The organism is Phaeobacter sp. NW0010-22 (genome assembly GCF_040365955.1).
Classification (GTDB): domain Bacteria; phylum Pseudomonadota; class Alphaproteobacteria; order Rhodobacterales; family Rhodobacteraceae; genus OMPR01.
Genome location: NZ_BAABWT010000005.1, coordinates 181,895 through 208,314, shown reverse-complemented (window position 1 = coordinate 208,314; position 26,420 = coordinate 181,895). Strand labels below are relative to the sequence as shown.

The 26,420-nt window shown below is 52.9% G+C and carries 22 protein-coding genes, 2 tRNA genes and 1 pseudogene; 7 read left to right on the top strand and 18 right to left on the bottom strand.

Features of this window, described 5'->3' with window-relative positions:
• Positions 1-2: 2 nt before the first annotated feature.
• Complete coding sequence (locus ABWV33_RS12780) at positions 3-2,027, top strand: ComEC/Rec2 family competence protein (protein ID WP_353331204.1); 2,025 nt, start codon at positions 3-5, stop codon at positions 2,025-2,027.
• Between the two features lie 7 nt (positions 2,028-2,034).
• Here the strand turns inward: ABWV33_RS12780 and lexA are convergent, their stop codons facing one another.
• The 6 genes from lexA to ABWV33_RS12750 form a co-directional block, all read right to left on the bottom strand.
• The gene (lexA, locus tag ABWV33_RS12775) at positions 2,035-2,736 is read right to left on the bottom strand and encodes a transcriptional repressor LexA (protein ID WP_353331202.1); all 702 of its coding nucleotides are present in this window, start codon (positions 2,734-2,736) and stop codon (positions 2,035-2,037) included.
• Between the two features lie 79 nt (positions 2,737-2,815).
• Positions 2,816-3,988, bottom strand: a complete 1,173-nt coding sequence (locus ABWV33_RS12770; RefSeq protein WP_353331200.1) for a molybdopterin molybdotransferase MoeA — start codon at positions 3,986-3,988, stop codon at positions 2,816-2,818.
• Between the two features lie 40 nt (positions 3,989-4,028).
• Positions 4,029-4,502, bottom strand: a complete 474-nt coding sequence (gene moaC, locus ABWV33_RS12765; RefSeq protein ID WP_353331198.1) for a cyclic pyranopterin monophosphate synthase MoaC — start codon at positions 4,500-4,502, stop codon at positions 4,029-4,031.
• Complete coding sequence (gene trpC, locus ABWV33_RS12760) at positions 4,502-5,314, bottom strand: indole-3-glycerol phosphate synthase TrpC (RefSeq protein WP_353331196.1); 813 nt, start codon at positions 5,312-5,314, stop codon at positions 4,502-4,504. The genes moaC and trpC overlap by 1 nt, the downstream gene beginning before the upstream one ends.
• Positions 5,311-6,330 carry an anthranilate phosphoribosyltransferase gene (gene trpD, locus ABWV33_RS12755; protein ID WP_353331194.1) on the bottom strand — a complete coding sequence of 340 codons (1,020 nt, stop codon included), beginning with the start codon at positions 6,328-6,330 and terminating at the stop codon, positions 5,311-5,313. Before trpD ends, trpC begins: the two co-directional genes overlap by 4 nt.
• Positions 6,327-6,908 (bottom strand): anthranilate synthase component II, encoded by a 582-nt coding sequence (locus ABWV33_RS12750; RefSeq protein ID WP_353331192.1) that lies wholly within the window; start codon positions 6,906-6,908, stop codon positions 6,327-6,329. The genes trpD and ABWV33_RS12750 overlap by 4 nt, the downstream gene beginning before the upstream one ends.
• Positions 6,909-7,093: 185 nt before the next feature.
• Between ABWV33_RS12750 and ABWV33_RS12745 the strand changes: the two genes are divergently transcribed.
• Positions 7,094-8,587, top strand: coding sequence for a divergent polysaccharide deacetylase family protein (locus ABWV33_RS12745; RefSeq protein WP_353331190.1), 1,494 nt, complete (start codon positions 7,094-7,096; stop codon positions 8,585-8,587).
• A 129-nt stretch (positions 8,588-8,716) separates the two neighbouring features.
• Here the strand turns inward: ABWV33_RS12745 and trpE are convergent, their stop codons facing one another.
• The 6 genes from trpE to fabI all read right to left on the bottom strand — a co-directional run bounded on the left by trpE (position 8,717) and on the right by fabI (position 15,401).
• Complete coding sequence (trpE, locus tag ABWV33_RS12740) at positions 8,717-10,228, bottom strand: anthranilate synthase component I (RefSeq protein WP_353331188.1); 1,512 nt, start codon at positions 10,226-10,228, stop codon at positions 8,717-8,719.
• A gap of 13 nt (positions 10,229-10,241) precedes the next feature.
• Complete coding sequence (locus ABWV33_RS12735) at positions 10,242-12,086, bottom strand: SurA N-terminal domain-containing protein (protein WP_353331186.1); 1,845 nt, start codon at positions 12,084-12,086, stop codon at positions 10,242-10,244.
• A 77-nt stretch (positions 12,087-12,163) separates the two neighbouring features.
• Positions 12,164-13,339: an aminotransferase gene (locus ABWV33_RS12730; RefSeq protein ID WP_353331184.1), complete on the bottom strand. Its 1,176-nt coding sequence runs from the start codon at positions 13,337-13,339 to the stop codon at positions 12,164-12,166.
• A 101-nt stretch (positions 13,340-13,440) separates the two neighbouring features.
• Positions 13,441-13,944, bottom strand: coding sequence for a xanthine phosphoribosyltransferase (gpt, locus tag ABWV33_RS12725; RefSeq protein WP_113824742.1), 504 nt, complete (start codon positions 13,942-13,944; stop codon positions 13,441-13,443).
• 30 nt (positions 13,945-13,974) lie between these two features.
• Positions 13,975-14,589, bottom strand: a complete 615-nt coding sequence (locus ABWV33_RS12720) for a LysE family translocator (protein ID WP_353331182.1) — start codon at positions 14,587-14,589, stop codon at positions 13,975-13,977.
• A gap of 8 nt (positions 14,590-14,597) precedes the next feature.
• Entirely contained in the window at positions 14,598-15,401 is an 804-nt protein-coding gene (gene fabI / locus ABWV33_RS12715) for an enoyl-ACP reductase FabI (protein ID WP_113824744.1), read from the bottom strand.
• A gap of 134 nt (positions 15,402-15,535) precedes the next feature.
• On the opposite strand from fabI, the gene pdxH reads away from it, so the two are divergent.
• The 4 genes from pdxH (at position 15,536) to ABWV33_RS12695 (ending at position 17,388) form a co-directional block, all read left to right on the top strand.
• Positions 15,536-16,141, top strand: coding sequence for a pyridoxamine 5'-phosphate oxidase (gene pdxH, locus ABWV33_RS12710; RefSeq protein ID WP_353331180.1), 606 nt, complete (start codon positions 15,536-15,538; stop codon positions 16,139-16,141).
• Positions 16,142-16,260: 119 nt separating this feature from the next.
• Complete coding sequence (locus ABWV33_RS12705; RefSeq protein WP_113824745.1) at positions 16,261-16,794, top strand: cold-shock protein; 534 nt, start codon at positions 16,261-16,263, stop codon at positions 16,792-16,794.
• 2 nt (positions 16,795-16,796) lie between these two features.
• A complete protein-coding gene (locus ABWV33_RS12700) occupies positions 16,797-17,270 on the top strand; it encodes a DUF192 domain-containing protein (RefSeq protein WP_215193654.1) in 474 nt (157 codons plus the stop codon).
• A 44-nt stretch (positions 17,271-17,314) separates the two neighbouring features.
• Positions 17,315-17,388 (top strand) — tRNA-Pro (locus ABWV33_RS12695).
• A gap of 898 nt (positions 17,389-18,286) precedes the next feature.
• Here the strand turns inward: ABWV33_RS12695 and ABWV33_RS12690 are convergent.
• From ABWV33_RS12690 to ABWV33_RS12680, 3 genes and pseudogenes are all read right to left on the bottom strand, one after another.
• Positions 18,287-19,405 (bottom strand): annotated as a pseudogene (locus tag ABWV33_RS12690) (integrase core domain-containing protein).
• A 284-nt stretch (positions 19,406-19,689) separates the two neighbouring features.
• Positions 19,690-19,764, bottom strand: a tRNA-Asn gene (locus tag ABWV33_RS12685).
• 71 nt (positions 19,765-19,835) lie between these two features.
• Complete coding sequence (locus tag ABWV33_RS12680) at positions 19,836-20,753, bottom strand: MBL fold metallo-hydrolase (RefSeq protein WP_353331178.1); 918 nt, start codon at positions 20,751-20,753, stop codon at positions 19,836-19,838.
• A gap of 44 nt (positions 20,754-20,797) precedes the next feature.
• On the opposite strand from ABWV33_RS12680, the gene ABWV33_RS12675 reads away from it, so the two are divergent.
• Positions 20,798-22,117 (top strand): ATP-binding protein, encoded by a 1,320-nt coding sequence (locus ABWV33_RS12675; protein ID WP_353331176.1) that lies wholly within the window; start codon positions 20,798-20,800, stop codon positions 22,115-22,117.
• Positions 22,118-22,146: 29 nt separating this feature from the next.
• Here ABWV33_RS12675 and ABWV33_RS12670 read toward each other — a convergent pair whose 3' ends face one another.
• From ABWV33_RS12670 to ABWV33_RS12660, 3 genes are read right to left on the bottom strand one after another with little or no spacing between them, the layout of a single operon-like run.
• Positions 22,147-23,184, bottom strand: coding sequence for a lipocalin-like domain-containing protein (locus ABWV33_RS12670; RefSeq protein WP_353331174.1), 1,038 nt, complete (start codon positions 23,182-23,184; stop codon positions 22,147-22,149).
• Positions 23,174-25,585 carry an ABC transporter permease gene (locus ABWV33_RS12665; RefSeq protein WP_353331172.1) on the bottom strand — a complete coding sequence of 804 codons (2,412 nt, stop codon included), beginning with the start codon at positions 25,583-25,585 and terminating at the stop codon, positions 23,174-23,176. Before ABWV33_RS12665 ends, ABWV33_RS12670 begins: the two co-directional genes overlap by 11 nt.
• Positions 25,582-26,229 carry an ABC transporter ATP-binding protein gene (locus tag ABWV33_RS12660; protein ID WP_353331170.1) on the bottom strand — a complete coding sequence of 216 codons (648 nt, stop codon included), beginning with the start codon at positions 26,227-26,229 and terminating at the stop codon, positions 25,582-25,584. Before ABWV33_RS12660 ends, ABWV33_RS12665 begins: the two co-directional genes overlap by 4 nt.
• Positions 26,230-26,420 lie beyond the last annotated feature (191 nt).

Genomic DNA, 26,420 nt, shown 5'->3' with positions numbered 1-26,420 from the left:
CCATGCGCATATTGCTGCAGCTCAAGGCGACAGTATTGTATCAGCAGGGATATTTGTTCCCATGGGTGCCGGTTTTCTTTGCAGTTGGGATTGGTGGATACTTTGTTCTGCCGCAAGAGCCGGGCTTAGTTAGCTATGCGCTGCTGACGTGTGTGGCCGCATCTGCCACCACCTTCGCAATGCGTTGGCCGGGTGTTTGGTCGCCTTTGGTTTGGGCCGTAGCATTAAGTGTAAGTGGCTTGATTTGGGCGGGGGGGCGAAGCCATGCAATTGGAACGCCAAGCCTGGCTTGGCGCTATTATGGACCCATTGAGGGGCGCGTTGTTGCCCTAGACCGGTCTGCCTCAGATGCCCAACGGATTACCTTAGATCAAGTTCGCCTGAACAGAATTTCTTTTGACCAAGCACCAGAGAGGGTTCGAATATCTTTGCATGGTGGCGGGATCGATCTAAAGCCGGGGCAACGGATTATGACGACTGGCCATTTATCGCCTCCGCAAGGGCCAGTGGAACCCGGCGGGTTCGATTTTCGCAGATACGCTTGGTTTAAACAATTGGGCGGCGTGGGTTATTCACGAACACCTGTTTTGACTCTTGAACCAGCCGGCCAGTCCTCTAGTGATTTGTTAGTTTTGCGGATGCGACTGGCGATTTCGGAACGCGTGCGCAGCAGATTGTTGGGGGATGTCGGTGGATTTTCAGCGGCTATAACCGCCGGTGATCGCAGTGCCATTAGTCAGGAAACAATGGGGTACCTTAGAGCCAGTAACTTAGCGCATTTGTTGGCCATTTCAGGATTGCATATGGGGCTTTTGGCCGGATTTATCTTTTCTTCGTTGCGTATAGGCCTGTCGTTGTTTCCGGCATTGGCATTGCGTTTGCCGGTAAAGAAACTTGCCGCTTGCGGTGCGTTAATCGTTGCGTCGGGTTATCTCGTTTTATCAGGCGGCAATGTTGCAACCCAGCGGGCATTTGTAATGGTAGCGGTCATGTTGTGCGCTGTGTTGGTGGATCGGCGTGCACTATCCTTACGGGCCGTCGCTGTTGCAGCGGTTTTAATTTTGCTTCTTCGTCCAGAAGCCTTGTTGGGCCCCGGATTTCAAATGTCTTTTGCTGCGACAACTGCATTGGTGGCAGTGTTTGGTGTGATCCGAGAGAACGAAATTTCATTGGGGCCAAAATGGATATCGGCGATCTTGAGCGTTGTGCTTTCTTCAGCGGTGGCAGGGCTGGCAACGGCTCCCATTGGAGCGGCGCATTTCAATACTCTGGCGCACTATGGATTGCTGGCCAATTTGCTTTCAGTTCCGTTGATGGGGATTATTGTTATTCCCGCAGCCGTCTTGGCAGTTGTGCTTTTCCCATTGGGTTTGGATTGGGTTGGACTTGATCTGATGGGTTTTGGCTTGGTTTGGATTCTGACAGTAGCTGAATGGGTAACAAATTTACCAGGAACGCAAGGTCATGTTCCGACACCAACACCTTGGATTTTGCCATTGCTTGCTTTTGGGTTCCTGTGGCTCATCCTTTGGCGGGGCAGGTTGAGATGGGCAGGGTCTGTCGCGATTTTTTGCGCGTTCGTTAGCTGGAGTCTAGTACATCGCCCGGACGTTTTGATTGCAGGCACTGGTGGGCTGATTGGGGTCATGACTAATGAGGGCAGGGCCCTTAGCAAATCCAAAGGGAGCGGATTTGTTGCAAAGGTTTGGCTGGAAAACGACGGCGATGGAGCGAACCAGATTGCGGCAGCACAGCGATGGCCAGACGAGCAGGGAAAGCTCCGATTCATCGACTATGACAATGCAAAAATCATCCACGTTACCGGAAAACAAGCGGCGCAATCGCTTACAACCTGTTCGGTCAAAGACTTGGTTATTTCCGCTGTCCCATTCGCCCTAGATGGACCTTGTGAGATCTACGATAGCAAACGTCTCTTACAAACTGGCAGCCTAGCTTTGGGCCCCAAAGGGATCGTGACAGCAGAATCTTTGTCTGGAAACAGATTGTGGAACAGAAAGAACAGGTGACTTTACTTCAGTAGGTACGGATCAGCCCAACCAGACGCCCTTGCACCTTAACCTGATCCTCGGGAAAAACACGGGTTTCATAAGCCGGGTTAGCGGCTTCAAGAGCGATGGCATTTCCACGTCGAAAGAACCGCTTTAGAGTTGCCTCGTGATCTTCGACCAGAGCGACAACAATATCGCCATTGTCGGCGGTGGCTGTGTCTCGAATGACAACCACGTCGCCATCATTGATCCCAGCATCAATCATCGAGTCGCCTTTGACTTCGAGTGCGTAGTGCTCGCCGGCTCCAGAAACCATGCCACCGGGCACGGCAACTTGATGTGATACTTGGCTGATTGCTTCGATTGGAACACCGGCTGCAATCCGTCCCATAACCGGCAACTCAATTGCGTGGACAACGACGGGATCGCTATTTGCGGGTGCACCCGCTTGAGGTTTATCGCCGTCAATAACACGCGGGCTAAATCTCCCACTGGTTGAGGCGCCACCAAGGCTTTCAGGTAATTTGACAATTTCGATTGCACGCGCACGATGTGCCAAACGTCGAATGAAACCGCGTTCTTCGAGCGCGGTAATCAATCTGTGAATTCCGGATTTGGAGCGAAGATCCAAAGCGACCTTCATCTCATCAAAGCTGGGAGGAACACCGTCCGCCTGCAACCGCTTATGGATAAATTCCAACAAATCCAGTTGCTTCTTGGTCAGCATGGTGCACACCTCTTGATCATCTGTTTACAAATGTTCTACGCATGTTCTTGTTTTGTGTCAATAGGTGTGATTGGTGAAACTATATTGGCAGATAGTGAATGCGCTGCCCATCTTCACAAGCTGGGTCAGAGGCTGGGCGTATAGCCAGTGCGTTGGCATCTGCTAGGACCGTCAACAATGAACTGTCTTGGTTTTCGAATACAGTCATCTGACCGTTGTCGACACGCGCCCGCATATAGTGTTGACGTGGGCCGTTCGCCTCCAAGGCGTGCGTCAGTGTCGCTGTTTGCAAGGTAGGAACAATGTCTTTCAAACCCAACATGAGGCGGATGACGGGGGCTAGAAAGACGTGACCACAGACGATGGCCGACACCGGATTTCCGGGAAGGCCAATCAAAACACTATCACCCAAACCCCCAGCCATCAAAGGTTTGCCGGGACGCATTTTGATTTTATAGAAGGACTGCTCCATGCCTAGATCCTTGGCCACGGGGCCAACAAGATCATGGTCGCCAACCGATGCCCCACCAATCGTAACAATCAAATCTGCGCCTTTAGCCAGCCCAAATGCAGTTATTAAAGACTGTTCAGTGTCTCGTGCGATGGGCAAAACCCGTACTTCGGCCCCCAGACCCTCAAGCATTGCCTTAAGTCCAAAGGTGTTTGATGCGATGATCTGATCCGGGCCAGGCGTTTCGCCGGGCATAACCAATTCGTCACCGGTCGAGATCAGTGCGACAACAGGTTTTCGGGTCACTGGGATTTGGTGAATGTTCATTGAAGCCATTAACGCGATGTCTTGCGGAGCAAGCTGACGAGGGCTTTCGAGAGTCGTGCCAACCTTGAAATCAACGCCTGCAGCGCGAATGTTGCTTTTGGTTCCGGGATCATCCGTAATTGTAATCAAATCCCCTCGGCGGGTAATGTTTTCCTGAATAACAACAAAGTCGGTTCCCTCAGGCACAGGCGCCCCAGTAAAGATTCGGACCGCCTGGCCCGCACCAACGATCTCCGGGAACGCATGCCCCGCCGCCGCTTCCCCGACAACTTTGAACATCGCATGCAACTCTACTTCGTCGCTTTTCATGGCATAGCCATCCATCGACGAGGCTGAAAAGGGAGGTTGATTGCGCGTTGCCACAACATCCTGCGCCAGAACGCGCCCCGCAGCGTTTGCAAGTGGCACAAACTCCACCTCAAGCGGGGACACTAAGCCGAAAAGGAGATCCTGCGCTGCTTCAACGGTGATCATGTGTCTTCCTTGTCTGCGGGGGTTCTTGACATTGGGTGTATCAGATCGCTTGGTAGCGCCCTGACTTACCACCGTCTTTAAGAACCACACGCAAGCCACCTATTTCCATTGATTTATCAACAGCTTTCGTCATGTCATAGACGGTTAACGCGGTAATTGATGCTGCGGTCAACGCTTCCATCTCAACGCCAGTCTGTCCTGTGGTTTTAACCGTTGCTTCGATTTGAACACCGGGCAGTTCAGGATCAAGTGTCAGTTCAACTGCGACTTTGGTGATAGGTAATGGGTGGCACAGTGGAATCAATTCTGGGGTCTTTTTCGCGCCCATTATGCCTGCCAAACGGGCCACACCCAGAACATCGCCCTTTTTGGCGCGTCCTTCAGAGATGATATCAAAGGCGTCTTGGCTCATTTTGATCCAAGTGACTGCCGTGGCGATCCGCGAGGTCACGGCCTTGTCTGACACATCAACCATGTGGGCATCGCCCTTGCCGTCAAAATGTGTCAGTGACATTACATAGCTCCTGGAACCAAGGGATTGTCAAGCAACTCACGTGTCGCGGTGGCAACATCCTCTTGCCGCATCAAGCTTTCGCCAATCAAGAAACAGCGGGCGCCATAGCGCGCAATATCAGCCAAATCTGCCGGTTCTGTTAGGCCGCTCTCGCACACAATGGTCCGTTCCGCAGATACCAGTTTTGACAAGCGGCGTGTGGTATCCAGGGTGGTTTCGAACGTTTTGAGATTGCGATTGTTAATCCCCATGAACGGGCTTTTCAGCTTCTCGGCGCGCTCAAGTTCAGCTTCGTCATGAACTTCGAGCAGAACATCCATGCCCCAATCAAAAGCCACCTGTTCCAGCTCAGCCGCCTGAGCGTCAGAGACAGAGGCAAGAATAATCAAGATGCAATCCGCTCCAAGTGCACGTGCTTCGATCACCTGATAGGGGTCGTACATGAAATCCTTGCGCAAGGCCGGTAAATCACAGGCTGCACGCGCTGTTGTTAAAAAATCTTTGGCGCCCTGAAAGCTGGGAGTGTCTGTTAGCACTGACAAACAAGCTGCACCCCCGGCTTGATACGCTTTGGCCAATTCAGGAGGATTGAAATCGGATCTGATCAAGCCTTTGGATGGGCTGGCTTTCTTGATTTCCGCAATTAACCCATACCCATCACGACTGGCATCAAGCAAAGCCTGCGCAAAGGGGCGAACGGGGCTGGCGTCGCGTGCTTCACTCTCAAGCGCATCAAGGGATTTGGTCGCTTTGTCCGCAGCAACTTCTTCCAGTTTATAGGCTTTGATCTTGTCGAGAATGGTATCGGTCATGCGGGATCCTGCGTGATACGGGCCAGTGCGGCGATCTTTTCATTGGCTTTTCCACTGTCGATACTCTCGACTGCCATGGCAACGCCTTCGCGTAAATCGCTCGCCACATCTGCAACGACCAAAGCTGCCGCAGAATTTAACAAAACGGCATCACGATAGGCTGATGGGGTTCCATCAAGCAGGGCGCGAAAGGCAACGGCGTTTTCCGCCGGTGTACCACCAACGATTGCTTCAAAGGGATGCACAGGCAGACCAGCGTCTTCTGGGTGGAGTTCGACGTCTGTCACAACGCCATGTTCCAAGGCCGAAACCCAGCTGATGCCAGTGATTGTCAACTCATCAGTGCCGTCAGAACCGTGCACAAGCCATGCCTGTTCTGATCCTAACACGCCGAGCGTTTCAGCCATCGGCCGGATCAAATCACGCGAAAAGGCACCTGTCAGCTGGCGTGTCACGCCAGCTGGATTGGTAAGGGGGCCGAGGATGTTAAAGATCGTGCGCGTTCCTAGCTCTGACCGGGTCGGCATGACATGGGCCGTAGCAGGATGGTGCATTGGGGCCATCATGAAGCCGATCCCGGCTTCGTTCAGCGCGCGTTCTACAACCGAGGGGCCAACCATGACATTGATGCCCATCTGAGATTGCAAGTCAGCCGTTCCAGATTTCGAGCTGAGATTGCGGTTGCCGTGCTTCGCGACAACGACGCCTGCACCAGCGACTACAAAGGCAGTCGCGGTCGAAATGTTCAGCGTGTTCTTCCCATCACCACCAGTTCCGACGATGTCCATTGCGCCAGCTGGGGCTTTGACTGCGTTGCATTTGGATCGCATAACAGCCGCAGCGGCCGCATATTCATCCACGGTCTCGCCTCGCGTGCGTAGGGCCATCAACAACCCGCCGATTTGGCTGGGTGTCGCTTCACCTGCAAACAGGATGCCAAACGCGTCTTCCGCTTCGGCGCGTGTAAGGGACCGTTCAGCAGCGGCTCCAATCAGGGGCTTTAGAGCATCGCTCATGCGGAAACCTTCATTTCGTTCAGGAAGTTTTGGAGCAAGGCATGACCGTGTTCCGAAGCAATTGATTCGGGGTGAAACTGCACGCCATGAATGGGGAGTTCTTTGTGTTGTAACCCCATGATGGTGCCATCATCTAACTCGGCAGTGATTTCTAGACAGTCAGGCAGAGTGCCCCGATCAACAACCAGCGAATGGTAGCGAGTGGCCTCAAATGGGCTAGGTAATCCCTCAAAAAGGCCTTTGCCTGTGTGTTTCATAGTTCCCATCTTGCCGTGCACAATTTCATGACACCGAACAACGTTGCCGCCAAAGGCTTGTCCGATTGTCTGATGCCCAAGACAAACACCCATTAGAGGCGTTTTCGTTTCAGCCGCCGCCTGAGTCAGTGCAAGGCAAATTCCCGCTTGATCTGGGTCACATGGGCCAGGGCTGAGCAATATGCCGGTTGGATTTAAGGACATAGCTTCTTGGACATCCAGCGCGTCGTTGCGGCGAATTTCCACATCCGCCCCAAGCTCGGCCAAGTAGTGGACCAAATTATAGGTAAAAGAGTCGTAGTTGTCGATCAGCAGCAGCATTTTAACACGTTCATTAGGGGCTGGTGGCGAGGGCCTCAGCCGCAGTATAGTAGTCGGGACATACATGTTCAGGGTTGCGCGGCAGCGTCAAGGGCCATGGCGATTCCGAGCATGCTTCATCAACGCCGCTGAGACGGCGAAGACAATGCGTACGGGCAACTGGGACCAAAAGGGGCGAGACGGGGATGGGTGGATTTTTTGGGGGAGCTCTGACAGGGATTCTCGTTGTTGGATCTGTGTCGGCTTATGTGTCGCTGACATCACCATTGCCGGTACGTCCGGACGTTTCTAGCGTTGCGCCAGCCACGACAGGGGGGGAATCCTCTGAACCAGATACCGGGGGCAGTGGCGTAGATCCTGCCGGTCAAGACGCTGATTTGGTCGAACTGGCACCGCGCGCGCCTGTCGAGACAGAACAGCCATCCGATAGCCTAAATTCGCTGGACTCTGAGATCACGGAGCCAGGAGATAAACCAAAAGTTGGTGCGGCAACCGGCGCTTTGGACAAGCCCGACACTGCCAGTACCGCATCCGTTACGGTTGAGACCGAAGCCCCAGTTATGTCGCCTGCACCGGGTGAGGCTCCGAGCGTTCCAACAGATGAAGCTGAGCTCGCGGTTTCCAAAGATCAACCAACGCAACCCTTGACGCCCGATGTTTCGGAAACCGGATCCGGCTTGGAATCGCCCGTTGAAACCGAGGCGGATCCAGTCATAGCCTCTCAGCCTGATGCTGATTTGAGCACGGAAGAAGTTGCTGCACCGACGCCGGCTACACAAAGCGATCAAGCTCCCAGCATAGATACGCAATCATCGTCTGTGATACCGGTAAACGAAAGTCCTGCCCCGCAAACCTCTGATGCGGCGCCTGAAATTGCAGCTCTGCCGCAGATTGGAAGTGATGAGACCAGTACTGTGCGGCCGCAAATTGGCACACCTGTGGTGCCCCTAACCGAACGCAATACAGTACCAGTCGCGACGGGTGAAACCGCGACAGCGCTCAATCCTGAAGAGCGTCCGATTGAGATGTATGCAGAACCTTTCGACAACCCCGAAAACAAACCCATGATGGCGATCGTTTTGATGGATGATGCAAAGGGGCTGGGTGCAGAGGCTTTGCAAGATTTTCCCTATCCTCTGAGCTTTGCGATTGATCCCACTGACCCGTTAGCCAAGGAAAAAATGGCGCGTTATCGAGATTCTGGGTTTGAAGTCGTGCTCCTTGCCGACCTACCAGCAGCAGCTACGGCTCAGGATGCTGAGGTTTCGTTGTCCGTTTGGGTCGATGCGTTGCCAGAAACCGTTGCGATTCTTGAGGGCACCAAAAGCGGCATTCAAGGAAACCGGGAACTATCTGGGCAGGTGTCCGCCATCTTAGGGGATACGGGACGTGGGCTGATCACGCAGGACAATGGATTGAACACAGTTCAAAAGCTGGCGGTTCGGGCCGGTGTTCCTGCGGCAGTTGTGTTTCGCGATTTTGATGGCGCAGGGCAAACACCCACCATCATGCGCCGCTTCTTAGATCAAGCGGCCTTTCGTGCAGGACAGGAAGGGGCGGTCATTATGTTGGGCCGTGTCCGTCCTGATACTGTGTCGGCGTTGCTGCTGTGGGGATTGCAAGATCGTGTCAGCCGCGTAGCACTTGCCCCTGTTTCCGCCGTTTTGACGCGAGAGTAATATTTCGTCTGGGCGAATGGTCGGATTCAGTTGGGAATGGTCTTTGCCCGAACCAAACTTAAAAAACATGTGTAGCGTAAAGCGGCATTGCCTTACGCCACAAAATTGAGTTTCGAGCCCCAACGGGAATTAGTTGTTTCCGCTGCCAACGAACCGGGCTGCATCCGCTGCTGCCCGGCGAATAGCATTGGATTTGTGGACTGTTTCCATATATTCAGCCTCGGGGTTGCTGTCGTAGACAACACCACCACCGGCCTGAATGTAGAGCTTTTGGTCCTGCACGACTGCTGTGCGCAACGCGATACACATATCCATATCGCCACCTGCAGAAAAGTATCCAACACCGCCACCGTAGACGCCGCGTTTTTCGGGTTCCAGTTCGTCGATGATTTCCATCGCGCGCACCTTAGGAGCACCTGAGACGGTGCCTGCGGGCATACCTGCGAAAAATGCATCAAGCGCATCTTTGCCGTCTGCCAACTCACCAACCACATTTGAAACGATATGCATCACATGGCTATAGCGTTCGATGATGAACTGCTCGGTAGGTTTTACCGTGCCGATTTTAGCAACACGTCCGGTATCATTGCGCCCAAGGTCCAGCAGCATGAGATGCTCGGCCAATTCTTTCTTATCTGCAAGTAGATCCGCTTCGAGTGCACGATCCTCTTCAGGGGTTGCTCCGCGTGGGCGCGTCCCAGCAATCGGTCGAATAGTGACCTCGTTTCCAAAGACACGCACAAGGATTTCAGGGCTGGCCCCGATGACCTGAAATCCACCGAAGTTGAAATAGAACATGAATGGTGACGGATTGGTCCGTCGCAAAGACCGATAAAGAGAAAAGGGAGGAAGCGGGAATTCCTGTGTCCATCTTTGCGCGGGAACAACTTGAAAGATATCACCTGCACGAATGTAATCTTTCGCCTTTTCAACCGCTTCCATATACCCGGATTTCGTGAAATTCGAAACTGGTGCACTGGTTTCGTGGGCCTCGCCCAAGTTTCGGGTTTCCGCCGGCATTGCGCGTTCTAGGTCTCGCACAGCATCCATTACGCGTTCAGCGGCCTGAGCATAAGCGGCCTTAGCGCTTTGACCCTCACTTGCCCAAGCGGGCGATACCACTGTGACCTCGCCTTTAACGCCGTCCAACACCGCAACAACCGAAGGGCGCATCATAACAGCATCCGGTAAGCCAAGCGGATCAGGATTCACATTGGGCAAATGTTCGACCAGCCGCACCATATCATAGCCCAAATAGCCGAACAGCCCCGCTGCGGCTTGGGGCATTTCATCGGGTAGATCAATCCGGCACTCTGCGAGCAGGGCGCGCAAGTTATCCATCGGATGGCCGTCTTGCACGACAAAATCGTCGGCATCAAAGCGGGCCGTACGATTCAACGCTGATTGATCACCGTGACACCGCCAGATCAAATCCGGTTTCATACCGATGATGGAATAGCGTCCGCGGACTTCGCCGCCGGTGACTGATTCAAGCATAAAGGCGTCTTTTTGCGCGCCAGTCAGTTTCAGCATCAGCGACACAGGCGTATCTAGATCCGCCGCGAGGCGGGTATAGACAACCTGATTTTCGCCCGCTTCATAGGCGCGGGCGAAGCCGTCAAAGTCAGGGGTCAGGGCCATGGGTCTGCCTTCGTTACTGGAAGTTTGCCTGCACGGCATTTAGTGCAGCCTGATCCAACATTGGTTGGCTACGGGTCTGCGCATCACGGACATAGGCGTCAAATAGGTTTTGCGCCAACGCTTGATTCATCTGCTGCTGGAATGCGGTTTGCATCTGGATCAACTCATCGGTTTCTGCCGGAGGCAGCGTTTCTTCTAGCCGAACGATCAATACAGTGCCTTCAGCGGGAATTGCGACAATCTGATCAAGATCCATATCGAAAACTTGATTCATGAAATCGGCGGGTGTGTTTTCAAGAAAGGCAGTGCGAGTAAGAGCATTTTCAACCCGGAATGGCAGGCCTGAGTTGGTAAAGTCGCCGTCCGCTTCTAAATCCGCAATGACACTGTTCGCTTTAGCTTGAAGCGCCTGCTGTGTCTGATCGATGATCCAGGCGTTTTGCACGGCAGTTCGAGCGTCAACCAAAGGTTCGGGACGCGGAGCCAGAACTTCGTCAAGGCGCAGCGCAAAAATGGATCCGTCTTTGAAGAATCCGATTTCGGGAAAATCCTCAGCGGTCACTGACATGGCTGCGGTGCGGAACGTCTCGTAAGCCGCGATGTCTTCAGTGGTTTCAGTTGTCCAGTTAATGGTTCCAACTTTCATCCCGCTGTCTGCCTCTAGCTCCTCCAAAGTTGCACCTCCGGCCAAGAGGTCGTTGACGTCTTCGGATTGTGCTTCGATCAGGCGGCGTGCGCGTTCAAATGCCAACTCATCGCGCAACTCCGTTTGGACTTGCTCAAACGGTGTGATGCGTTCTGCCAGTGTGCCATTTATCCGGAACAGTGCGGGCCCAAGGTCAGACGTCAAGGGGCCAACTACGTCGCCAACCTGCGCGCCAAATACCACCTCTGCTGCCTCGCCAAGCTCTTCAACCGTCAGATCGCCAAGATCGACGTCCGACAGCGCAAGACCTCGGTCTTGAACCAACTGTTCGAAGGTTGTTCCGCCGACTTCCAGTTGCGCTTTTGCATCTGTTGCTTTGGCTGTGTCGCCAAAGACCAAACGCTCTACCAAACGCCGTTCGGGTTGATTGAAATCCACTGCGCGGTCTTCGAATAACTTTTTGACGGCACTGTCGTCTACGGTGACTTGATCCAAAACCATGTCAGGGGACAATACGGCATAGGTCAAACGTTTGGTTTCGGGCAGAAAGAACTGTTCAGTATTTTCATCGTAGAAGGTTTGGATTTGCGCCTCGGTTGGCGTGGCCACCGGGGCATCCAGCAATTCCGAGGAGAGGGTCGCAACTGTGAAGCTGCGGCGTGCAGCAACATAGTTGGCGATCGTGTCGGTCATTACTGTTGGCATTTGCACACCACCGATGATGGCACCTTGAACCAGAGTTCTGGCCGACTCCCGACGAAGATCATCTTCGAACTGGGGTTCGCTCAAACCTGCTTGTTCCAATGCGAAACGGTAACCTTCACGATCAAAGCTGCCGTCGACGCCCTGAAACGCAGGGATAGTGACGATTTCCTTTTGCAGGTTCTCGTCACCGATGGAAACGCCCAATGAAGCGACTTCATTGTCGATAGAAGCGAGCGAAATCAAACGAGAAAGCGCCAGTTGGTCGATACCAAGCGCACGCACCTGTTGCATCGGAAGGGTCTGACCGGTTTGCGCCTCGACGGCACGTATTTCGCGCTGCAACTCGCGCGCGTAGGCGTCAACGCTTACTGTTTGATCGCCCACGACTGCCACAGTGCGGGCGGTGCCGGACAGGTTCACCGCACCAAACCCAGCAAGGCCTAGCATGAGTAGGCCCATCAGGATCCATACGAATGTTTTCGATAGACTTTTAACGCCTGCAGCCATGGTTCGCCCCCTTGTTCGGCAATTTGTGCCTTATTGATCGTTGCCTTGTCTACGATGGGCTGTGCCGGTGGGCAAGGTCAGAAGCTGAGGCTTTGCAATCTGTCAAACAGTTGACGCAGTCCCGCACGATCAAGATTGGCAAAAGCGATGCGCACCTGTCGTTGACCTGCTGCATCTGAGGCAGGCATAAACATGGTCCCCGGCAGCAATAGAACGCCAGCATCAGACACCAAACGTCGCGCCAGCTCATCGGATGGCATGTCGTAAGGATGCTCCAGATAGGCGAAATACGCACCCAATCCGCGTAGTTTCCATCCTTTGGCCTCGATATCGGGCATGAAGTCAGCGATAGCCGCGCGACGATCCAATATCTCTTGCCGTTCGCCTGCCAGCCAGGTTTCGAGGTTTTGCATACCCCAAAGGGCCGCGTGTTGCCCGATTTGTCCGGGGCAAATCGCGACGGTATCCAGAAACTTTTCAATTTCTGCGAGAAGCGTAGTGCTGGTCGCCAAGGCGCCGACGCGGTGACCTGTCAAACGATAGGCCTTGGAGAAAGAATATAAATGGACCAACGTTTCGTCCCAATTCGGGATCGAGAATAGGGTGTGCGGAGCACCATCGCGGCTGTCAAAGTCGCGGTAGGTCTCATCGACCAACAAACGGATTCCATGTTTGCGGGCTAGGTCGAAAAACGCCTGCACCAATTCGGCTGGGTATTCTACACCGCCGGGATTGTTCGGGGTGACGAGGGATATGGCGCGGGTACGCGGGGTGATCAGGGCTTCGGCTTTGGTGGGATCGGGCAAGAGATCATCACCAGTTTGCAACGCGACCGAAGTGACACCCGCCATGTCCAACCACATTTTATGGTTGAAATACCATGGTGTTGGCAGGATTACCTCGTCCCCTTCAGTCGTCAGCGCGGATATTGTCGCCGAAAAGGCCTGGTTGCAGCCGGAGGTAATCGCGACCTGCGACGGGGCCACCTGGCCATGATAATGCTCTGAAATTTGGTAGGCCAGTTCTGTGCGCAGGTCGTCATTGCCTAGAACCGGGCCATAAAGATGTGCGCTGTCTTCGTTCAGGGCAAAATCAGCCATGGCCTTGCGGAGTTCCGGTGTGGGTGGTTCCACGGGGGCGGCTTGGCTCACATTGATCAAAGGGCGATCAACTGGAAAGCTCACACCTTCGAGCCAACGACGGGCCTCCATCACCGGTGGGGCGAACGTGGTGGCAGTGCGGCTCTGTGTCATAGACTGATCCTGTCAGCTGTAAGAGCGCCAGAGCGTTCTTGAAATTGTAAGTGATTAAGAGGAACAGAAAACCGCGACCAGAATGGGGCGCGTTCTGCCGATCAATCGGTGCCGCGATAGGGCTCGACGTATTGCAACGCCATGTCCCACGGGAAGAAGATCCATGTGTCTTGGCTGACCTCGGTGATGAACGTATCAACCATAGGGCGGCCTTTGGGTTTTGCATAAACTGTCGCAAAATGGGCCTTTGGGAACAGTTCCCGAACCAGCTCGAGTGTTTTCCCGCTGTCTACTAAATCGTCGATGACCAGAATGCCGCTGCCATCGCCCATCAGCTCTGCATCAGGGGACTTCAGGACTTGTGCTCTGCCTTGGTCCTGATGGTGATAGGATTTTACGGAAATGGTATCAACTGTGCGGATATCCAGCTCGCGGGCGATGATCATGGCCGGAGCTAAGCCGCCTCGTGTGATGGCAACAATCGCGCGCCAACCGCCTTCGGCAGGGCCTTGGCCATCAAGCCGCCATGCCAAGGCACGGCTATCCCGGTGAATTTGATCCCAACTTATGTGGAACCCTTTTTCATGTGGCAGACGGTCAGTCATGTTTAAGCTCCCCACGAGGTCGTTTTGGCGTCAGTTGGTTGCAATCTTGATGCTCAGAAGCGCAAGAATCCCACCAAAAGCGCGGTCGATTAGATGTTTGACGGTGATATAGAAGCGGCGTGTTTTCTCAAGAGAGAAAAGCCGTGCGACGCCAGCAGTCCACAAGGTTTCGCCTAAGAAAATGCACCCCAAGAGCGCAACCAATATCCAGTTCGGCGTATCTGTCGGAACCATGCCAACAAAAACGGCGCCAAAAAAGATGGCTGGTTTCGGGTTAGCCAACTGTGTGGTCACGCCCAAGCGTAACGCCCCTGGAATAGTCCGGGAGGCCGCGCCAGTGGTTGGTTCAGCAATGGGCGCATCTGCATTTCGCCAAATGTTAAGGGCAACCCAGATCAAAAACAGGGCTCCGCCGAATTTGAAAGCAGTGAGTAAGACCGGTGCAAACTCGAACAGTAGTGACAGACCAAAGAGCGCCGCCATGGCCCAGATAATGGCGCCGAGTCCGATTCCCACGGCTAACGCCAAGCCGGTCCGAAAACCTTCGGTCAACCCAATACGAGCAGCCATCAAGACGGCTGGCCCCGGACTGGCGGCTGCCAAAAAGCAAATCGCCCAAGTGGCGAAGAAAGCCGTGAGAGTCATTTTCGTGCTTACTTCGTAATGTCTGGGGCGTCGACGGCTTTCATACCGACCACATGATATCCGGCATCCACATGCAAATTCTCGCCTGTCACACCTGAACTTAGATCGGACAAGAGATAGAGCGCAGAATTGCCTACATCTTGAATGGTTACATTCCGGCGCAGAGGCGAATTGTACTCGTTCCACTTCATGATATAGCGGAAATCTCCAATTCCACTGGCGGCCAGTGTTTTGATTGGACCCGCTGAGATGGCATTCACTCTAATGCCGTCTTTGCCAAGATCCTCAGCCAGATACTTGACCGACGCCTCCAGCGCTGCTTTGGCGACGCCCATGACATTATAGTGTGGCATGACCTGCTCAGCGCCATAGTAGGTGAGCGTCAGCATAGAGCCGCCTTCCGTCATCATTTTTTCTGCGCGCGCAGCGACGGCAGTAAAGGAATAGACCGAAATATCCATGGTCAGCTGGAAATTTGATCGACTGGTGTCGACGTAGCGACCTCGTAGTTCGTTTTTGTCTGAGAAACCGATCGCGTGAACGATAAAGTCCAGCTTGCCCCATTTCTCTTCTAATGCAGCAAACAACGCATCAATGGATGCTTCGTCACCAACATCACACGGCAGTACAATTTCACTACCCAATTGGGCAGCCAATGGGTCGACCCGTTTCTTGAGGGCATCGCCCTGGTAGGAAAAAGCCAACTCTGCACCGGCGTCAGCCAGCGCTTTTGCGATGCCCCACGCGATGGATTTATCGTTCGCCAGCCCCATGATGAGGCCACGTTTGCCTGCCATCAACTGATTTGACATGTTCGGTTCTCCGCCTGTCTTCGCGTTATGAACCTGTGGTCTAAGCCATTGGCCCCTCTGCTTCAAGGGTGAGTGGGCTTGCCGGACAGAACAGGACGTCTTAGGGTCGCTGGATTACGTTCAAGGGGATGGACATGACAGACCGCAGCGGCATCTTTGCTGGTGACGACCCGTTTGTAATCGCGAGTCGTTGGTTGGCCGAAGCTGAGAAGACAGAACTGAATGACCCAAATGCCATTGCGCTTTCGACAATAGATCAAGATGGCTTGCCCAATGCGCGCATGGTTCTCTTGAAGGAAATTGAAGCAAGCGCCTTTGTGTTTTATACGAATTACGAAAGCGCCAAGGGTGTCGAGTTGGAGACAGCTGGCAAGGCTGCTTTTGTTATGCACTGGAAATCCCTGCGCCGTCAGATTCGGGTCCGAGGCGCTGTGACGCGCGAGGAGGGGGCACAGGCTGATGACTATTATCAGTCCCGCTCTCTGAAAAGTAAGCTTGGTGCGTGGGCTTCAAAACAATCACAGCCCCTAAGCAGTCGCGCCGCGCTGGTCGCCGAAGTTGCCAAGGTTACCGCTGTACAAGGCACCAACCCAAAACGTCCGGCTTTTTGGGGTGGTTTTCGACTGATGCCAACCGAGATCGAGTTTTGGGCTGATGGGGCATTTCGCTTGCATGATCGGTTTGTGTGGCGGCGCCAAAATGAGCTCTCAACCTGGGACATAATGCGCTTGAATCCGTGATGTTCACGTAACGTGAAATGCATCATGTTGAAATTGAAGGGATTTTTTCGCTTGATATTGGCCGTGAAAATCCGGCACATCTGGGGCCTAAATAACACAAGTACCGCACGGGAAAACACGTGGCTGAAGATCTGAGCAGTTTATATCATGTGCGTGGTCACGTGAAATGGTTTGACCCAACAAAAGGGTACGGGTTTGTCGTGTCCGAAGATGGTGGCCTTGATATTTTGCTGCACGTGAATGTGTTGCGAAACTTTGGCCAAAGTTCGGTGGCGGATGGGGCCCAAATCGAGATTACGACCCACCGAACTGATCGGGGCGTTCAAGCTGTCGAAGTCGTTTCGATCGTTCCGCCTGATCGTGGTGAGACTGCGGTATTGTCCGATTTTGCCGAGTTGGATGTAGAAGCATTATCCGATGCGCCGTTAGAACCCGCGCGGGTCAAGTGGTTCGACAAGGGCAAGGGATTTGGATTTGCCAACGTCTTTGGCCGAGACGAAGATGTGTTTGTACACATTGAAGTGTTGCGCCAATCAGGACTTGCGGATTTACAGCCGGGCGAAGCCCTTGCTATGCGTGTAATCGATGGAAAACGCGGGCGCATGGCTGCTGAAGTTTTGGCTTGGGAGGCCGCGCTGAACACTGAGGAATAAACATGGGTATACGTGCGTTGGCCGTGGGACTGGGGTTTTTGATCACAGGTCTGGGGGCCGCGCACGCAGCTCCTTGCAGACTTGATCAAGTCCAGCTTCGTAACGACCTCACCGAAGTAAGCTTCAATATCGAACTTGCTGATTCTCAGCCCGAGCGTTCTCGTGGTTTGATGTTTCGCGAACACCTTCCCCGAAATTCAGGAATGCTATTTGTCTTTGAACGGCCGCAGCGTGTGGCGTTCTGGATGAAGAACACACTGATTCCCCTCGACATGATCTTTATTGATAAGACCGGCACCATAACCTTGGTGCACGAAGGGGCGATTCCTGGGAACGAAACCCCGATTCCGGGGGGGGATTCCGTCTTTGCCGTGCTTGAAATCAATACTGGTCTCGCCCGGAGATATGGAATTTCTAAGGGCACAGTCCTGCGCCATAAAGTTTTTTCAAAGGGACCTGCAATTTGGCCATGTTAGGGGTTTTCATTCTCCTACAGTATAGTTAGGAAGGCGACACGGTCCGGGGCGTGGCGCAGTCTGGTAGCGCACCTGTTTTGGGTACAGGGGGTCGTGAGTTCGAATCTCGCCGCCCCGACCGTTTATCAAAATAAAATCAGCGATTTCAAGTTTCTTCCTAGGGACTTGAAATCGCTGATTTTGTTTCAACATCCGTTTAGCAATCAGTGTGACCAATCACCACGATTCCAAAGCTACCGGTCGGTTGCGGGAAGGTTTCTCACCAGCGTGCTGGCACTAGTATACTCAATCTCTTGATTGGCAAACAGGACGACCTGAATTGGTCGCTCGATCGGCTCAGGGGAAGTATGCAACTTTGTACTAACACCACCTTTGGCGCGCCTTAACGGACGTCCATAGCTATCACTCGTTCTGAATGCTGAAATGGACAGCGCTGCCTCCGCTTCGATCAACAATAGTTAAACTGAACACGCAATGAGATACAATCGGTTCAATAAGGATGAGAGGGTATCGTGTTAAACGTTTCCCAACCGTTTAACCTTGATGCAAATGCCTGTGTCTTGGGGCCTAAACCTAAACAACAAGTTATGGGCCCCACTTAGAGGCACGCAATAGGCTGATACGAATAAATATACCTTTCCCACTCTAAGCAATTGATTTAATTAAGTAAATTTTTAGGGGATGGGAGTGATCCGAGTTTGTTTCCTTTGGTTTGATATATTTTGGATCTCTTTGGAGACAAAAAATGATCGATTGAGCTGAACCCAACAGGGTGTTCGACCTCCGCAAAATCGATTTGCCGAGACAGCGAGACATTTCAACACCTTAACGGATGGGGCTAATCTTCGCCCCTGTTGAGATTCTGGTGGCGAAACCTCGGGGCTTGAGTGCCTACCTTCAGATACTTAGGGAGGATGAAAAGGCGGTTGTTGTACAAACTTCGGGCAACACATCTATCTAGATGGGAGATTGCCAAGCGGCCTGAGTAGCCTCATTTGAATGGTCCCATTTGAAAGTTAGTGCATGGTTTGGCTTTGGGCCATCTGAACGATGGCTTCAGGCTCCGGTGGGCGATAGCCCAGAGGAATGGGGGGAGTCTGGTGTTGGAGTGTTTCCTCCAGTTTTCGATGATGATTTGGGCTTTGCGTAGAGGTGGAAAATTTCGCCATTTAGCAATTCATTCCGCATTGGCCCTTTGAAGTTTTCGCAGTTCTCGTTCTCTCAGGGTGACCCAGCTTTTATATACGTGGTCTTATCCCGGACAGCTTTGATCCAGCCCCTGGCTGCCTCAGCTATGAGTTCAGGCCCGTGGTCCGACATGATAGAGGCAATTACGTTACGCACGATTAACAGGCTTGTCAGTGCTTCCATGACCTCGTTAGAGTTTAGTTTTCGCTTTTCCCGGATCGTCAAATATTCTCGACCGTGTTCGTCCAGAATATTCAATGTCCTGAAAGCACTGCCGTCTTAAATTTGATGATGCACGAAGTCATACAACCAAATGTGGTTGCGATACCCCGGTCGCAGCCGGACACACGAACCGTTTTTGAGACATAACTGCCCCGACTTGGGTTACGTCATAGGCACTTTAAACCTCTCACGTGGCCATAGGCGTTCGAAACATTTGTCGTTCACTTGCCAGCTAGTGTCTCGCAGTAAGGCAATAACTCGACGATCGCCATATTGGTGGGTTAGCCCGATCATGTGCGCGCCCAAGCGCTTCTCGTCAGTAACATACTGCGGCAATCGCCGTTGTGGGGATCGATGCTGGCCTAATTCACGACAAAGGCGACGCTCGGAAACCTCGACCTTGCTGCGAACGAGATTGATGCAGGCTCGATGACGCGAAGGGCTCAGAAGTTTCTCCGAGTGGCTGCCGACAAGATCAATTTGTCTAGAGCCAGATCTGACGCGGCTCGACGAAATCGTTCATTCTTTTTATGGAGCCGCTCCAGTTCACTGAGTTGTTCTGTGCCCAATCTGATGTAATTCTTCTTCCAGCACTAATAGGTTTGTTCTGTTACATTGATCAGTCTGATTGCGTCTATACAAGGCATACCTTGCTCCAACAGGACTTCAACCTGCTGCAACTTCACGACACTCTCTTCGGGTTTGGATTCTTTTTCGCCATCTATGGTCCTCCGGTCTCATAATTATCGGCGCAGACCACTTTTTTTGGGGGGGGCAGGGAGTATAGTAACCACCGTGTGGTTTCTGCTCGGTCTCTAACGCGATGAAGTTCATATTGCCAACTGAAGTGTTTAGCCGGCCATATTTGGTAACACCTTACTTTGGTGCTACTGAATGTCGTTTGCCGGGCGAATAGGCTGTGAACCTGGCGGCTCCCGCCTGCTCGGCAAAAACGAAAAAGGACGAACCCATAGGATCGCCCATTTTGCTTTACTAACAAGCAGTAAATTGGCTCCGGCGGTAGGGATCGAACCTACGACCAATTGATTAACAGTCAACTGCTCTACCGCTGAGCTACGCCGGAACGGTTCGCATCGTATAGCTATCGATTTTTCCAAGGTCCAGAGGGATTTTGCACTCTTTTGCAAAAAAACATCAGGCTAAAAGATTGAACTCTGAGGTTTCTGATAGCTCCTGAGTTGGCACGACCAGAGATCTATTTGTGAGGTCGATCAGGTGTGCAAAAACGTTTCGTTCTGCCGCGCCGAGCAATGACGCCGGCGTCTCGGTATAGATACGTTTGGCAAGGTCGTGAGCGGTTGCATGCCCGTCTTCTAACGCCCTAAGAATCCCAGTTTCGCGGCTCAGACGGTGCTGGATGAGCCAGTCAATTCGGGCCGCTGGGTCTGTGACTGGCGCACCGTGGCCAGGGTGGAACACTGACCAGGGCCGCGCCCGCAAATCCTGGCAAGCTTGCATGAAATCAGTAAGGTCTCCGTCCGGAGGAGACACTAGGGAACTGGCCCATCCCATGACGTGATCCGCTGTAAAACACAGTTCCCCCCATCCCAGTGCAATATGATTGCCAAGATGCCCTGGTGTGTGAATGATTTCGAACGCCCAATCTTCCCCTTCGATGAGATCCTTATCCTCAACTTCAATGTCAGGTCGAAACGCGAGATCAATCCCTTCGCCGCCGCTTCGCAATCCGTTTTGCACGAGGCGCTGCATGATTTCGCTTCGCCCGGATTCTGGACCGCCGAACGCATAAATGGGCGCACCGCACCGTTCAGACAGCGGCTTAGCCAAAGGTGAGTGGTCCAAGTGCGTATGGGTGACAATTATGTGGCTGATGCGTTGAGACGGCAACAAGGCGCTCAGGATCGCGTCCAAATGTGATTCACTTAAAGGACCAGGATCAATGACAGCGATATCTCGTTCACCAACCAGGTATGTATTGGTACCACGATAGGTCATCGGGGACGGGTTGGGGGCCAGAATACGCCGAAGGCCCCGTGATAATTGAATCGCTTGCCCAACTGGTGGGTTGAAATTGTCAGGCGGAAGGGGCATCGGCTCTTTCTCTCTGCTGTTCTGGTCGTTAGGTTCAACGCGTTATGTTTCGATGGCTGAAAAACTATATGCCGCGCAGCCTCTATGGGCGCGCCGCGCTCATTTTGATACTGCCAGTCGTTGTTTTGCAACTGGTTGTATCAGTCGCATTTCTCGAACGAAACCTTGACGATGTTACAAAACAAATGACCAAAACAGTCGTGCGCGAAATTCTCATGATCTCAGGCCAAGTAGATCAGGCTGAGAACCAACAAGAGGTTCTGGCGCAACTGCGGCCCTACCTCTCAGCGCTTCAAATTCAGATGCGCTTTGTGAACACTGGGGAGGTTCCTGAAACGTCAAAGCTACGATGGTATGATTATACTGGTCGCATTGCCAAAGAGACGTTGACCGAGCAATTGCCGAACACGTTGCAGGTGGTTTTGCCAGATAATTTGATGGCTTATATCTTTGTCCAGTCAGAACAGGGGATCGTAGAACTCGCCCTAGATCGTCGCCGACTTTCTCCGGCGGCGCCTCATCAACTGTTTGTGACGATGGTCTTTTTTGGGGTTCTTATGACCTCAATTGCGTTTCTCTACATGCGCAATCAGTTAAGACCAATTACGCGTCTTGCGACCGCCGCGCAGGCATTTGGGCGCGGTCGGACGGTGCCATATTCACCGTCTGGTGCGACCGAAGTTCGCGCCGCTGGCAGTGCCTTTTTGGATATGCGCGCTCGGATCGAGCGCCAGATAGAACAGCGCACTCTGATGCTTTCGGGAGTCAGTCACGATCTAAGAACCCCTTTGACACGGCTCAAACTCGGGTTGGCTTTGCTGGACACCCAAGATGATATTGAACCATTGTTGAATGACGTAGATGAAATGCAGAGGCTGTTGGACGCCTTTTTAGATTTCTCGCGGGGCACTTCTGAGGCCGAACCCGAACCTGTTATTCCTTGTCAATTCATCAAACTGATTGTGGAAGACGCAAAACGGTCGGGTAAAGACGTTAATCTGATTACGTGTGAGGGTGATGGATCTGTTATGTTGCGTACGCTGGCTTTGCGCCGCGCCGTCGAAAACCTCATCGGGAATGCTGTGCAATATGGAACAAAGGCGGAGGTGAGCGTTGTTTTGACGTCGAAGTCTTTGCGTATCCGTGTCGAAGATGACGGACCCGGCATTGCAGCCGACAAGCGAACAGAGGCGATAAAACCGTTCTCCAGACTAGACCCCGCCCGCAATCAAAACCGTGGGTCTGGTGTAGGGCTGGGATTGGCGATCGTAATTGACATCGCACGCGCCCATGGTGGAACGCTTCGTTTGGGCGACAGCAAGCGTTTGGGTGGCCTGTGTGCGGACATCGTTATTGCCCGTTGAGTTGAAACGTTGTTGGTTTTTGATCAAGGTTATTCATAGCCCGTCATTTCCAGGTATCCGACGCCGGTCCGGTTGCCTGTGACGTTGACAGGCCCCTCCCAATAGGGAAATGAGGTTTCCATCCATGCCTCTCTATTTAGAGCAGAAATTGTGACATCAACCTGATATTCGGGAACGCTCAAGGACCACTGGGTAGGGATTTCACGTTCTGAAACCACGGTTGTTGCAAGAGGGGTTAGAAGAATCTCGTTGGATTTGAGTGGCGTTGTTTCGCCTTTTTCCGTAATCCATGTCCCTGAAATAAAATTGAATTTTTCGCCACGCAATTGAAACGCCATGAGGCGCGTGCCATCATTAAAGCTGAGGGAAAACCAGTCCCACCCTGTTTGATCCGCCGACAGCGGTTGCGAAGACCACTCGCGGTCAAGCCAAGCTGTCCCTGTCACAGCAATGGGGCCTGCGGGAAGATTCAGCGTCCCACGAACTTGATAGGCCGGTTGGGCGTAGTAATAGCTCGCTTGGCCTTGTTCGGATTTGACCGAATATCCGTTCTCACCGTGTAAGATAAGTGGATCTTGAGATGTTAACTGTAGATTATAAGAAAATTCTTCGGTCGCGGCTGTCATCGACAAGTCTTGGAATGTGGGTCCTTGCAACTGCCATTCGTCAATCCAGGCGCTGAAAGGGGTAGGGGTTACACCAGCCTGTCCGATACCGCCGCGCGCTAGACGCTCACCGAAGAAATGATGTTCTGGGGTGGTTAGGGCAGCATGTCCCATCCAAACCGTTGGATCTTGCCAACCGCTTTGACGTTGTGGTCTGAGTGCTGAACGGAACAAGGTCCACTGAACGCCGTATTGTGATCCTTTGTCATCTGACAGGTTGGCCGTGACATACCACCACTCAATCCGGAACCCTGGATGGGCGCCATGGTCTTTGGGGAAAGTCAGAGTATGGCCCTTAAAGGGCACGTCGAACCCTTCGGCATCTTGCCCTAAGCCTGCAAATCCCTGTGCAACGGCCATAAAGGGAAACAACATTAGAAACATCGACAACTTAACGATCATTGGTAAACACCTTGAGCAGATCAGATGGTGGCACGCGTTTCAGGCGCAACGCTGGCAGCACCGCGGCGATGCTGGCGGCGCAGAGGGCAACCAAACCCAATATGAGCCAATCTGTGGGAAACAGGTGCATCGGCAAGCGCCAGCCAAAAGCCTCGACGTTGATGATCTCGAGCAGCACCCAAGCCAAAACGAGACCAAGCGGGAGAGCTAACAACGCGGTCATTGCAGCCAATGCAACACTGCGGATAATTTCAAGTTTGGCGAGCTGTTTTCGCGTGATCCCCAAAGCCCAAACCGGAGCAACTTGGGGCAAACGCTGCGTCCACATCGTGAGCATGCTGGTGAGTATCGCGAACCCTGCAACACCCAATGTCAAAACATTCAAAGTACCTGTTACAACAAAGGTTTTGTTAAAGACGGCCATTGATCTTGCTTTTAGACCCGCCTGGTTGATAACCGCCTGAGCCGGTAAATCAAACCGGGTGATCAAGTCGTTTGCGAGCGCAGCAGCTTTGTCTGGTGCGACACGCACCCCAAAGCGTTGATTGGGGAGGTCTGGTAGATGGTTCAGTAGACTGGGCAAACTGATAATTGCCTGTGCCGTTGGGTTTCCATAATCGGAGTACACCCCCACAATGGAAAAGGTCCAATTCTCCAAAATGGTAATATGATCCCCGGGCCATATTTGTTCACGCCTTGCCAATTGCTCGTTGATCAGAACCCCTTGACCAGCCGCAACTTTATCCCAGACCTCAGGAGTTTGAGCGATCAGAGGCCAGTTGTCTCGATACGTGGAATCATCAACGATACCGTAAACAAACAATGACTTGTTTTGAAATTGTAGTTTGCTTGCGCGAATGGGTAAAACAGCGTCGCTTCGCGTTGAAAGCCACATCGCGATTTTCGCCCCTTGTACGTCATCTTTTGCCGTCACGTACAATTCAGACGCCAAGCGTTGGTCAAGCCAGCCCGTGAAAGTAAGGCGAAAGCTGGACACCATCGTTCCCACGCCAATATTGGCCGCGAGGGCCAACATGAGCGCCATCATGGCCAATGAAAGGCCAGAGAGTTGCGCACGCATATCAGCCCAAACCCATTCACTCAGCGGGGATCGGGCGCGACCTTGTCCGAATTTTAGGACCTGTTCTAAACACCAAGGGAGTAAAAGGGCGGTTCCCATCATAATACCGGCAAGCATGATGAACCCGGCAATCAATCCGTCTAAAACGCCGAATATGCTGATACCGCCAAGGATCAGGCCCATTCCAGCGATTGCTTGAATTGGGCGATCAACGCCCTTGCTTACCCAGGCATGTGCCCCCGGAGCCGCCAGCAATGGTAATCGTGAAACACGCCACAAGGCTTGAAAACTTGCAATGAGCGTTCCACAGATGGCCATTCCAAAGCCGGCGACAATCCAAGTTGGGCGTAAACTGAGATTGCCCTCTATCGGAGCGCTGTATAGCCCCCGCAACGTTGCAGCCACGTCGGGCAGCAAAATACCGGCTATTAAATAACCAAGTCCCAACCCGATCGCGCCCCCGACCATGGCGCAGACAAGCAACTCGGCCAGCAAAAGCCTAGTGAGCAGGCGCAATGGAACCCCCAAAGCACGCAGGGTTCGGATCATGCCGCGGCGTTGTTCAAACGCCAAGCCGACGGTTCCGTGGACGATGAACAATCCTACCGCAAAGGAGAGCAATCCAAATGCCGTCAGGTTCAAATGAAAGCTGTCCGTAAGGCGTGTGGTCTGATCTGTTCCTTGAGTGGCGACTCGTCTCAATTCAGGTGTGATTTGGCTCAACGAAGGGCGGTTCATTGGCTGGTTTGGCAGTACAAGCAGATATGAAATCTGCTCTTTTCTATTCAGCAAATTTTCGGCAACGCCAATATCCGTCAATATTGTATCCAGAGGGACTGACGCGGTTTCGATTATCGGCGGCCAACTGCCTTGTTTGCGCAGGTTTTGCGCCGTTTCTGGCCGCATGAACAATCGCCCCGGTGCGGTCAGCGCATCAACAGGGGCAACCCCGACTGTTTGTGAAACTTCGGCAATTGCAGGCAAGGTGGGATAAGCCAGCAAATCCACCCCTAACACGTCATAAGAGTATCCCGAAACTCGAAGTGTATCCGTTAAGACGGCCGCAACCTGCCAGCCGCTGCGGCGTAAGTCTACGTAGCGTGATAGTGGTATCGATCCGTTTGTGGGGTACAATCGATCCAGCTGCCCAAAGGAAAGTTGCGCATTGGCACGTTGGTAACTTGCACGAGCTTCTGTGTTGATTGCCTGCACTGCCGACCACAACCCAGTCGCCAGTGCCAAGCCGGTCAACAATGTGATCAATTGAATAGGATGTCGCCTCCAATGGGACCAAAGGGCTGAAAGGACGGGCCAGATCATGTAATCCGACCACCTGCCAGATGAATGCGATGGTCCAGTTGGGCCGCGATTGCGTTTGAATGAGTGACGAGGAGTAACGCCGCGCCTGTTTCTCGAACCAAGTCCAGCATCAAGGTCATGACCGCGTTACTGGCTGTATCATCCAGATTTCCGGTCGGTTCGTCAGCTAACAAAAGTGCAGGTTTAAGCGCGAGAGCACGCCCAATTGCGACCCGTTGCTGCTGGCCACCAGACAACTGTTCGGGGTATCGCGATACCAAAGCCTCAAGGCCCAGACTTTCTGTAAGATGTGCGATCCATTCAGGGCCGTTCTTGTTTCCAAGGCGCGCATGAAAGGACAAGTTTTGTTTTACAGTCAGAGAAGGGATCAAATTGAACTGTTGAAAAACCAACGCAACTTGCGTTCTCCGCAATTCAGCGCGTCCCGCATCGTTTAGCATTGAGTATGTCTTTGTCCCTAGCGTAATCTCACCTTCGTCAAATTCATCCAGCGCCGCCACCAGATTTAAAAGGGTGCTTTTCCCGCTGCCGCTTTCGCCAGTCAGTGCCAGTGTGTCTCCTTGTCCAAGCGTGATGGAAACATTCTGCAACACCGGCCGTGATCCGGGATATGTTTTACTGATCCGGTCAACAGACAACAGCATGGTATCGTGGCCTTTAATCGTTTGCTTAAAGGGATAGTGGTGCATTTCCCTTGCCAGTCCAGACCTATTGGGCAGCATGCTGCGTTTGGGCGCGGGCTTGCACACGGATTGGGCTTGCGATCTGTGTGATACAACAGGAAGTATGTATCTCAGAGAAACCCAATCAGGAGCAAATTCAGCGTGTCGTTACC